Genomic DNA, 10605 nt, shown 5'->3' on the forward strand with positions numbered 1-10605 from the left:
CTTCCCCCGCCAATCTTGCGGGATTAAGCGTGTCCAACACCTGGGGTCAAGACCCACAGCCCGGCCAGAATGTTCTCCATCGCCATCCTGCCCAGCACCTCGGTCGAGCTGAACAGCTCATAGGGGGCGATCGCCACCTCCCGAACCCATCGGCGGCCGCACCCGCGGGCGGGTCACCGGCACCCAACGGCCGCCCAATGTCACCGAGCCGCGTTCGTGGACCGTGCCGCACCGCCGTGCGCGCCGCATCGTGGCGCCCTTCGGGCCGGCCAGCCGAGCACGTCGACCTCCATCAGCTCCCGCATGACCTGCAGTGTCCGGCACCCACCGCCATCGCAGCAGACCTTCCTGCACTTTCTCGGCGATCTCAGCCATCGCCACACTGATATGGTCGGGCACGCGGCGAAGGTCGCACCCACAGACGTCAACGATCAGGCGATGTTGACGGCGCGTCGCTGTCGCTGACGCGGTGATCGCCGTGCGTGGCTGTGTCAGCGGCTTAGCTGCGATGGATGCTGCGCAATTGCCAGATCATCGTAGTCATCCTGCAAAGGGCGACGAAAAAGGTCGCGCGTCAACGCTGCAGTCACCGCACCGTGGTGATGCTGAGCTTGCCGTCCGCATGGTAGGCGCGCAGCAGCTTCTTGTCGAACTTCCCTACACTGGTGCGGGGAACCTGCTCGATGAACGTCCACTGTTCGGGAAGCCACCATCGTGGAACCTGTTGGGCCAGCCAGGATTTGATCTCTTGGGGCGCAATGTGGAGTCCATCCTGCAGCACGACCGCAGCGAGGGGGCGTTCTTGCCATTTTGGGTCGGGCACGCCGATTACCGCCGCCTCGAACACGGCTGGGTGCCCGGTCAGGATGTTCTCTAGTTGCACCGATGAAATCCATTCGCCGCCGGATTTGATGACATCCTTGGCACGGTCGGTCAAAGTCAGAAAGCCGTCGGCGTCGATGCGCCCGACATCCCCAGTGCGCAACCAGCCGTCGTGGAATTTGTCGTCGTCGGCACCCTGGTAGTACGCGCCTGTTACCCAGGGCCCGCGGACTTCCAGTTCCCCCACCGCCTGACCGTCGTGCGGCAGCACTGAACCGTCATCGGCGACGAGACGCATCTGGACTCCGCACACGGGGCGGCCTTGGGTCGTTCGCATCTCCTGTGCCCGCTCAGGCGGTGCCGCTGCCGACGGGCGTGCGATGGCGGCCAGCGGCGAGGTTTCGGTCATTCCCCAGGCCTGCAACACCGTGACGCCCAGGCGCTCCTCGAATGCCTCTATTAAGGCGCGCGGCACCGCGGAGCCGCCACAGACCACCAGCCGCAGCGATGAGAAGTCGCAGGTGCCGACGCGTCCCGTGTGGGAGAGGACGTCATTCCAGATTGTCGGTACGGCGCCCGCTATGGTCGGGCGCTGCTCGTGCACCATCCGGCTGATCGCCTCGGCCTGCAGGAATCGGTCGGGCATCAGCAGGTCGGCCCCTGCCATCAGCGCTGCGTAGGGCAGCCCCCATGCGTTGGCGTGAAACATCGGCACGATCGGCAAGACGCGATCGCCCTCGCCGATGCCCAGCCCGTTTGTGGTGCATGCGGCCATCGAATGCAGGTATAAGGATCGGTGGCTGTACACCACCCCTTTGGGGTCGCCGGTGGTGCCGCTGGTGTAACACATTGCCGCTGCGGAGGTTTCTTCGACTGTAGGCCAAGGGAACTCGTCACCCTCAGCGGCGAGCAGCTCGTGGTAATGGGCTACTTCGGGGCCGTTGCCCCGCAGCAGGTCGACAGCATCGCCGCCGCCAGTGACCACCACCGCCCGCACCGAGGGCGCATCCGCCAACAGCGGGGCCAGCAGTGGCGTCAGGGACGCGTCGACGATGATGACCGTGTCTTCGGCGTGGTTGACCACGTAGCGGATTTGATCGGCCGAGAGTCGGATATTGATCGTGTGCAGGACAGCACCCATGGCGGGTACCGCGCAATAGGCTTCCAGGTGTTCCTGGTTGTTCCACTGGAACGTGGCGACGCGGTCGTCGCCGGTCACACCGAGACGTCGCAGCGCCAAGGCCAGTTGGGCCGACCGCTGGCCGATCTGCCGGTAGCTTGCAGCGCGAAGGCCCTGTTCGGTGGCGCTGATCACCTGCTTGGCGCCGTGTACGCCGCTAGCATGCGCCAGGATCGAGGCGACCGACAGCGGAGCGGCCTGCATGGTGGAGTGCATCAGCGATTCCGCCCGCCACAAGCGATATCGACGTTCACAGTTCGAGGTCGCTGCGGCCGTCGGCGGCCAGCATCGCGGTGTAGGTGGGAAAGAGCAGTTTGGCGGTGGGGACGAGCTTGATGACTTTCTGCACCGGGCCCTTGGCGCGGACCTCTCCCTTGGCCATGGCCAGCGACAGGTTCACTTTGCCCTGCCAGAATCGGTTACCGGTGTCTGCCGACATGAACAACTCGACATCGGGTGTGATGTCGGTGGCGCCGGCGAGCACTGTTGCGTTGGGAAGGTCCACCGTCACAATCGCCTCGGGATCGGTGTAGTTGATTTGCAGCACAACACCCGAGGCGGACAGCTTGGGCCCGATGTCGGGATCTGCTAGGCCCTTCTCGAACACCCCGCCGATGTATTTGTGCACCTCTGCCTCGTCAGCGAAAACGCCCATGGCGGTGATCCTTTCGTGTCGTTGATCGCCAAAGCTGGAAGATCCGGGCTAGTCCAAGCCGATCCACACGGACTTGGTCTGGGTAAAGCCGAGCAGGGACTCCTCGCCAAGATCGCGCCCGTATCCGGACGCCTTGTAGCCACCGAACGGTGCCGCAGGGTCCAACACGTTGTACAAGTTGACCCACACAGTGCCAGCCTGAAGCTCCCTGGCCACTCGGTGCGCGCGTTTGAGGTCGTCGGTCCACACCCCCGCTGCCAGTCCGTACGCGCTGGCATTGGCCCGGCGCACCGCCTCGGCTTCGTCGTCGAAGGTCAACACCGACAGCACCGGCCCGAAGATCTCCTCGGTGGCGATCGTCATGGCGTCGTCGACGTCGGTGAAGATGGCCGGCGTCAAGAAGTGGCCGTGACTCAGTGCGCCGCCGGGTCGCTGGCCGCCGCAGAGCAGGGTGGCGCCTTCCTGGGTGCCGGCGCGCAGGAAACCTTCAACGCGGTCGCGCTGGGTGGCTGAGACCAGGGGCCCCATCTCGGTGCTGTCATCAAGGCCGTGACCGAGCTCGATCGCCCGGGCCGCGGTCTCCAGCTCGGCGAGCAGTTCGGCACGCACGTCGCGGTGCACGAACAGGCGCGACCCTGCACAACACACCTGCCCTTGGTTGAGGAAGATGGCGGCCAGTGCCCCCTGGGCCGCGGCTTTGAGGTCGGCATCCGGGAAGACAATGTTGGCTGATTTGCCACCCAGTTCCAGGGTGAGTTTCTTGATGCTGGGTGCGCTGGCGATGATTATCCGGCGACCGGTTTCCGTCGAGCCGGTGAACGACACTTTGGCCACCCGGGGGTCTTCGATGAGGGCCTGGCCGGCGGAAGAACCGAGCCCGGTGACCATGTTGAGCACACCCGGAGGTAGTCCGGCCTCGAGAGCGATCTCGATCAGCCGCAATGCGGTCAGCGAGGTGTGCTCTGACGGCTTGAGCACGACCGTGTTGCCGGCGGCCAGGGCGGGCGCCACCTTCCACGACGCGATCAGAAGCGGAAAGTTCCACGGCACGATCGCGCCGATGACGCCCAGCGGTTCCCGTTGCGTATACACCAGTGCCTCGCCCACCGGCGGTGAGACGGGCAGGGTCTGGCCGCCAAGTTTGGTTGTCCAGCCACCGAAGTAGCGCCAGATTTGACTGACCAAGCCGATATCGATGTACAACGATTCCGTCAGCGGTTTGCCGTTGTCGAGCGTCTCGAGAGTGGCGAGTTCCTCGGCATGCGCCTCGATCGCGTCGGCGACGTCGAGCAGTATCCGGCCGCGGGCGGCCGGGCTCAGGCGACGCCAGTGTTCAAATGCCTCGCTCGCCGCGTCGACCGCCCGCGCCACGTCGATCGGACCACCCGCTGCGATGGTGGCCAATACGGCGCCGGTCGCCGGATCGGTGGTCACAGCCTCGGCTCCGTCGGCGGCCCCAAGCTTGTCAGCCCCGATGACGATGCTCGCCGACGCACCACGCAAAAACGTTTGCAGCGTCTCAGGTATGTCGATTGATAGCGTGGTCATCACAATTCCTTTGTTTGTCTGCATGTTTGTTGAACAGCGCGGCAAGCCCGCCGCGCTGTAGGTGGGCGCTCTGTGCAGTGTCCGGTGATGACTCACCGGACTCGGGTCTAACACGGTCACGGCCGGGATTGTCCGACTACGTTCCGTTCCCCGGCAAAAGACGTCGATACGGCAGGTCTTGGTCACCGACTCTTCGCCAGCGGTGTCCATGTGTTGCGCATGAGTCTCCTGGAGCCGCTACGTTTCCCGCGCTCAGCGCGCGAACCATGCCCGAATCCTGGTCTCGCGAACGGCTAGGTGACCGTCCGAAGGCCCACTCAATAGCGGATGACGCCGCGGATATTTCTGCCCGACCGCATGTCCTCATAACCCTGATTGATGTCCTCCAGGTCGTACTCGGTGGTAATGAGTTCATCGAGCTTCAATTGGCCGAGAGCGTAGAGCTCCAGCAACCGCGGAATATCGTGCTGGCCGTTGGATGAGCCGAATAGCGATCCACGGATCTGCTTTTCATATAAAGTCAGCTCGAGAAGGTTTGTCGTGATAGTGGTTTCCTCCGGGTGTCCGATCGCGGTGACCACGACGCGACCCCGCTTACCGATGAGACTCAGTTCTGGGCCCACCTCGGCGCCCTCAGCGACACCGGTGGTGACGATGCAGACATCGGCAAGCCTGCCGCGGGTCAAGTCGCTGATCGCGTTCCACGCCTCATCGATCGATGAGGCGGTATGCGTGGCACCGAACTCACAAGACTTGGTGCGCTTGAACTCAACTGGGTCCACCACCATGATCATGCGGGCACCGGCGATGCGAGCTCCCTGGACCGCGTTCATGCCGATGCCGCCCGCCCCGACGACCACGACCGCGTCTCCCGCCCGCACCTCACCGGTACGCACGGCACTGCCGAAACCGGTGGTCACCCCGCACCCCACCAATGCGGCGGTATACAGGGGAATATCGTCATCGATCTTGACCACCGACGCGGCAGGAACGACGGTGTACTCCGAAAACGTTCCGAGCAAACACATTTGACCGACGTCTTCGCCCCGCGCGTGAAAACGGTAGGTTCCGTCGAGTTGCGGTCCCAGCATCACCGCGGCGCCGGAGTCGCAGAGGTTCCCGATTCCGCGGGCACAGTAGGAGCATCGCCCGCAAGCGGGCAAGAACATCATCACGACATGATCGCCCTCGGCGATATCGGCGACATTGGGTCCCACCGCTTCGACAACGCCAGCGCCCTCATGCCCGCCCACCAGTGGGTATGGAAAGGGAAGGTCGCCAGTAACGAGGTGTTCGTCGGAATGGCATAGACCGCTGGCGGCTAACTTGACGAGCACCTCGCCCTCACCGGGCGGATCCAAGTCGATCTGCTCCACCTGCCACTTCTCGTTCTGGCCCCACAGAACCGCAGCCTTCGTCTTCACTATTGATTCTTCCCTCGCATGTTGAATGTTGTGTGCCCATCGTCACAACGACGTGGCGCGCGCGCCAGGGCCACCCGTGCCATCAGTGGCCCACGAGTGCCACGCAGATCGAGCACGCCTCGCGGAGCCTTGCAAGGCGCCCGCGCGGGGGACGCCAGGGCCAAGCAGGCAGGGAGAGGGGCCCCGCGCGGGGGGAGTGCTGCGCGACTGGTAGGCAGGTGTCACAGATGCGGAGACTCTCGCCGATCCTGCTTGCCTTGAGCGGTAGCAAGGGCGGCGTCACGCTATCTGGCTCTCAGAGTCGGCTGCGTGCGACCATGGTCGCGTCCTAAAGCCGGTGTAAAAGGGACCGGGCGTAGGTTCTGCTTCGAGACGACCAAGTCATCGAAGAAAGGACCCTACGCCCGTGCCTGCACGAGTATCCCCGACCGATCGTGTCGCCTGCCGGGGTGATGGGACCACTGGTTTGCCATGGGCATGGGACCAGTTCGTCTTCCGGTCGTGGGCCGTGTTGATGGTGACTGATGGAGTTGGTGCTGGTCAATCCGACGGAGTCGGAGGGGCCGGCTTTGGTTTTTGGCGTTGCCGGTAGGACTGGCCTTCGACGACGAGTTCGTAGGCCGCTGATTGCAGCCGGTCCATCGCGGATTGGGCCAGCAGCGGGTCGGCCATCATGGTCAGGATCTCCGGTGGTTCGCGGTTGCTGGTGATGATCGTGGAGGCCTTGCGGTGGCGTTCGACGATCAGTTCGTAGAAATCGGTGGTCTCGGTGGCTTCCAGTCGGTGCAGCGCCAGATCGTCGACGATAAGCGGATCGACGCGGTGCAGTTCGCGCATCTCGTCTTCGTAGGTTCCGTCCAGGCGTGCTCCGCGCAGGCGTTTGAACAGTTTGTCGGCGCGCTCGTTGTGCACGCTGTGGCCGCGGCGAACGGCGATGTGTCCTATTGCGTTAGCCAGGAACGTCTTTCCCACGCCGACCGGCCCCATGATGAGCACGTTGTACGCGTCGGCGAGGAACCGCAGCGAGGTCAGCTCGGCCCACAGCTGCTGATCGAAGCTGACTGCGGCCGAGCTGTCCCAGGCCTGCAGCTGCATCGCGGGGTCCAGGTGGGCGGCCTTGGCGCGCCGTGTGGCGGACTCTTTGTCGCGTCGGGTGACCTCGTCAGCGAATAGCAGCTCCAGAAAGTCGTGATGAGGCAGCCGGTTGGTGCGGGCCAACGCCAGCCGTTCGGGGAGCGTGTCGAGCAGTTGGCCGAGCTTGAGCCGACGCATCAACGCTTTCAAGTCCGCGGAGATCTCGATTGGTGTGAGCGCGGGCGCGGCATCAGGGCGGGCCGGGCTCATGAGGGCCTCCGGACCGCGAAATCCGAACTGTGCCGCACGAACCGCGACGCCGCCCCCGCGGGTGGCTTGGGTATCAGCGGCAGTTGTTCGCCGCCCCCGCGAGTCAAGATCCGTTCGATCAGCCCGACGTCGATCACCTCGGCGTCCAGGGCACGCCGGCAGGCATCGTCGACCGCGGCAGCGCCGTGGCGGCGCACCAGCCCGAGCAGCCGGTAGACCTGACGCATCTTGGTCCACGGCAGCGGATGCTCCAACACCGCGGCCGCGTAGGTCCCGACGTGCGGGCCACAGGCGGCGGCCTTGGCCGCCAGGCTGGTGATGTCACGCATCGCGTAGATCGACACCTCCGACGGCAGATCCGCCGCATCGGTGTGCCGACGCCCCGGCGCCACCCGCGGATGAACCTTGATCAGCTCACCGCGCCAGTACAGCTTCACCGTGTGCGCATCGGCGCGGGCGCCGATCCGCTTGCCGATCAACTCCCCGGGCACGCTGTAGAGCCCTTTGGCGACCTGCACATGGCGGTCCGGGGCCACCTTCGGCTGCGTCCAGGCCGGAACATCGAACGCCGCTTCGGGCACCGGATTCAAGGCGGGCAGTTCCTCGGCGGTGAACACCTCGTCCGGGCGCAGGCGAGTGGTGCCATGGATCCGCATCCCGGCGGTCTGCGCACACCAGTGCTGCGCCCGGATCCTGCAGTCCTGCATATCCCGGAAGCACTCTCCAGCAAAGAAATTCGACCGCACATAGGTCACCATGCGTTCCACCCGCGGCTTATCGCGCGGGCTGCGGACCCGGGCCGGGTCGATGACAAATCCCCGCGACTGGGCGTACTCACGGAAGCTGTCGTTAAACCGCGGGTCCACCGCGTCGGCGGTGATGACGATGGCCTTCATGTTGTCGGGGATCACCACCGCGAACACCCCACCGAAGAATTTCCACGCCGCCTCGAACCCGGCGATCACATCGGCCAGGGTTTGGCGGTAGGTGGGCCAGACGAACATGTGCCGCGAATACACCGCGGTGAGGATCAACCCCTGCACCACTCGGCGGCGCCCATCGCCGGCATCGGTGAGCATGCCGAGCCGGCCGAAGTCGACCTGCACCTCCGCACCCGGCTCACAGTCGGCCACCGGCACCGTCGCCCGGCGTCGCCCGAAGTCTAATTCGGTTGTGACATAACGATTCAACGTCCGATACGACACCACCACACCACGGCGACCCAGCAAGGTGTGGATCTTGGTTAACGTCAGCCCCTGTTTGAGCCACGCCTTGATCTGCTAATGCTCGCCAGCAATTGTCTCCCACGCCAGACTCTTGCCGGTAGGCCGGTGCGGGCGCACCTCGGCAATCACCGCCGCGATCAACTCATCAGTGAGCTGACCCTCACCGCCATCGCGGTCCAGCCCACACGCCCGTGCCCGATCCACATACCGGCGCACCGTCTTGCGATCGGTCCCCGATAGCCGGGCCACCTCCCGCAACCCCAACCCCTGCAGCCACAGCCGCAGCATCTCCACAATCTCGATCACCGACACCTCCCGGTAGCTCATCTGGCCAATACAGCGGCCCAACAACCGGAAGATCCCGACGCCACGCCAGGGTGGTCCCATAACTGGCAAAACACCAGCCAGGTGGTCCCATCAATGGCAAACAGGCGGTCCCATCCTCATGGCAAAACCAGCCCTGAAGCGGTTGCGTCCAGCAGAGTGGTGTACGAGTCGGACCTGATCAGCGGTACCGGCGTGCCGTAGCCGAGTGAATGAAGGTCATCGCGTGATTCTTCGAGAGACCGTCCAAAGTCACTCGAGCAAAGGAATCGACGCGATGACCACTGCCCACAATATCGACCTGCCCGCTGTGCTCGCCGAATGACTCACCACGGCCCATCCCGACGTGTTGCGCGAGCTGCTGGCCACCTTCATTCACACCTTGATGGGCGCCGAAGCCGACGCCGTGTGCGGGGCCGGCTACGGCGAACGCAGCAGCGAACGCACCAACTCCCGCAACGGCTACCGGCACCGCCGATTCGACACTCGCGCTGGCAGTCTGGATCTTGCGATCCCCAAACTGCGGTCTGGCTCCTACTTCCCGGACTGGCTGCTCGAACGCCGCAAACGCGCGGAACGGGCACTGACCACCGTCGTGGCGACCTGCTACCTGCTCGGGGTGTCCACGCGGCGGATGGACAAGCTCGTCGAGACGCTGGGGATCACCAGCCTGTCGAAGTCGCAGGTGTCGGTGATGGCCAAGGAACTCGACGCCGCTGTCGAGGCGTTTCGCACTCGCCCGCTGGATGCCGGCCCGTACACGTTCATGGCCGCCGACGCCCTGGTCCTCAAGGTCCGCGAAGGCGGCCGTGTGGTCAACGTGCACGCCCTGATCGCAGTCGGAGTCAACGCCGACGGGTACCGGGAGATCCTCGGCATCGACGTCACCACCGCCGAAGACGGCGCTGGCTGGCTGACGTTCCTGCGGTCGCTGACCGCCCGCGGCCTCTCGGGGGTCAAACTGGTCACCAGCGACGCGCACGCCGGGCTGGTCGCCGCGATCGGTGCCACCTTGCCCGGAGCGGCCTGGCAGCGCTGCCGCACCCACTACACCACCAATCTGATGGCGGTCACGCCCAAGGCGTCCTGGCCCTGGGTAAAGACGCCGCTGCATTCGGTCTTCGACCAACCCGACGCGCAATCCGTTGCTGCCCAGTATGACCGGATCATCGACGCACTCGCCGACAAGCTCCCCAAGACCACTGAGCACCTCGAGGCGGCACGGGCGGACCTGCTGGCTTTCACGGCGTTCCCCAAACAGATCTGGCGCCAGATCTGGTCCAACAACCCCCAGGAACCGCTCAACAAGGAGATCCGCCGGCGCACCGACGTCGTCGGCATCTTCCCCGACCGCAACGCGCTGATCCGCCTCGTCGGCGCCGTACTGGCCGAACAACACGACGAATGGGCCGAATCTCGGCGCTACCTCGGCCTCGACGTCCTGAGCAAATCACGCACCGTCAACGACACCCCGACAGAACAGGAGGACACCCCCGCGGCGCTGACCGCCTGAACCATTAACTCGAAGAATTACACGACGACATCGTACACCACACACCTGGACTTGACCCCTGAAGCGGTCCCATTCACCTGGCAGCCGACCGATCGTGTCCGCGCCAAGATTGACGAGCTGTTCGCCTCTGATTGTGGAGTTACCCGAGATCTTGGAGGAGGTGGCCCACCTGGGTGCGCAACTGCTGATGCAGGCTGCCTTGGAGGCCGAGGTGACCGCATTCCTCGGTCGTGACCGCTATCAGCGCACCGCGGCTGCCCCGAGGCTCAGCCGGGTGCCCGCAACGGGTACCGGCCGGTGACGGTGAAAACCACCGCCGGCCCGGTCACGCTGGAACGGCCGAAGCTGCGTGGCACGGCCGCCGCGTTCGCCTCCCGGCTGTTCGGCAAGCACGTCACCAAGACGCATGCTCTGGAGTCGCTGGTGATCGCGTCGTTCGTTCGCGGACTGTCGGTCCGCGACGTGGAGGCCACCCTCGCCGACGCGCTCAGAGACCAAGCATCGATCTCGAAATGGTCGCGTCCGAAAGTGGGTGTAAAAAGCACCGGCCGGTTCGCGGCTTCGTCGTG

The 10605-nt window shown here is 64.8% G+C and carries 5 protein-coding genes and 4 pseudogenes; 2 read left to right on the plus strand and 7 right to left on the minus strand.

Features of this window, described 5'->3' with window-relative positions:
- Positions 1-56: 56 nt before the first annotated feature.
- From CRM90_RS31155 to istA, 7 genes and pseudogenes are all read right to left on the minus strand, one after another.
- Positions 57-435, minus strand: a pseudogene (locus CRM90_RS31155) (IS256 family transposase); the annotation flags it as partial.
- Positions 436-586: 151 nt separating this feature from the next.
- Positions 587-2218, minus strand: a complete 1632-nt coding sequence (locus CRM90_RS28635; protein WP_102810259.1) for a long-chain fatty acid--CoA ligase — start codon at positions 2216-2218, stop codon at positions 587-589.
- 34 nt (positions 2219-2252) lie between these two features.
- On the minus strand, positions 2253-2657 hold the full coding sequence (locus tag CRM90_RS28640; protein WP_102810260.1) for an SCP2 sterol-binding domain-containing protein: 405 nt from the start codon (positions 2655-2657) through the stop codon (positions 2253-2255).
- Between the two features lie 48 nt (positions 2658-2705).
- Complete coding sequence (locus CRM90_RS28645) at positions 2706-4205, minus strand: aldehyde dehydrogenase family protein (RefSeq protein WP_102810261.1); 1500 nt, start codon at positions 4203-4205, stop codon at positions 2706-2708.
- 317 nt (positions 4206-4522) lie between these two features.
- On the minus strand, positions 4523-5629 hold the full coding sequence (locus CRM90_RS28650; RefSeq protein WP_102810262.1) for an NDMA-dependent alcohol dehydrogenase: 1107 nt from the start codon (positions 5627-5629) through the stop codon (positions 4523-4525).
- Between the two features lie 540 nt (positions 5630-6169).
- Complete coding sequence (locus CRM90_RS28655; RefSeq protein WP_102810263.1) at positions 6170-6973, minus strand: ATP-binding protein; 804 nt, start codon at positions 6971-6973, stop codon at positions 6170-6172.
- A pseudogene (istA, locus tag CRM90_RS28660) lies at positions 6970-8526 on the minus strand (IS21 family transposase). Before istA ends, CRM90_RS28655 begins: the two are co-directional and overlap by 4 nt.
- Positions 8527-8800: 274 nt before the next feature.
- Here istA and CRM90_RS28665 point away from each other — a divergent pair.
- Together CRM90_RS28665 and CRM90_RS31620 are read left to right on the plus strand one after the other, a co-directional pair.
- Positions 8801-10036 (plus strand): annotated as a pseudogene (locus CRM90_RS28665) (IS256 family transposase).
- A gap of 51 nt (positions 10037-10087) precedes the next feature.
- Positions 10088-10605, plus strand: a pseudogene (locus tag CRM90_RS31620) (transposase); the annotation flags it as partial.

The organism is Mycobacterium sp. ENV421 (assembly GCF_002887815.1).
Lineage (GTDB): Bacteria > Actinomycetota > Actinomycetes > Mycobacteriales > Mycobacteriaceae > Mycobacterium.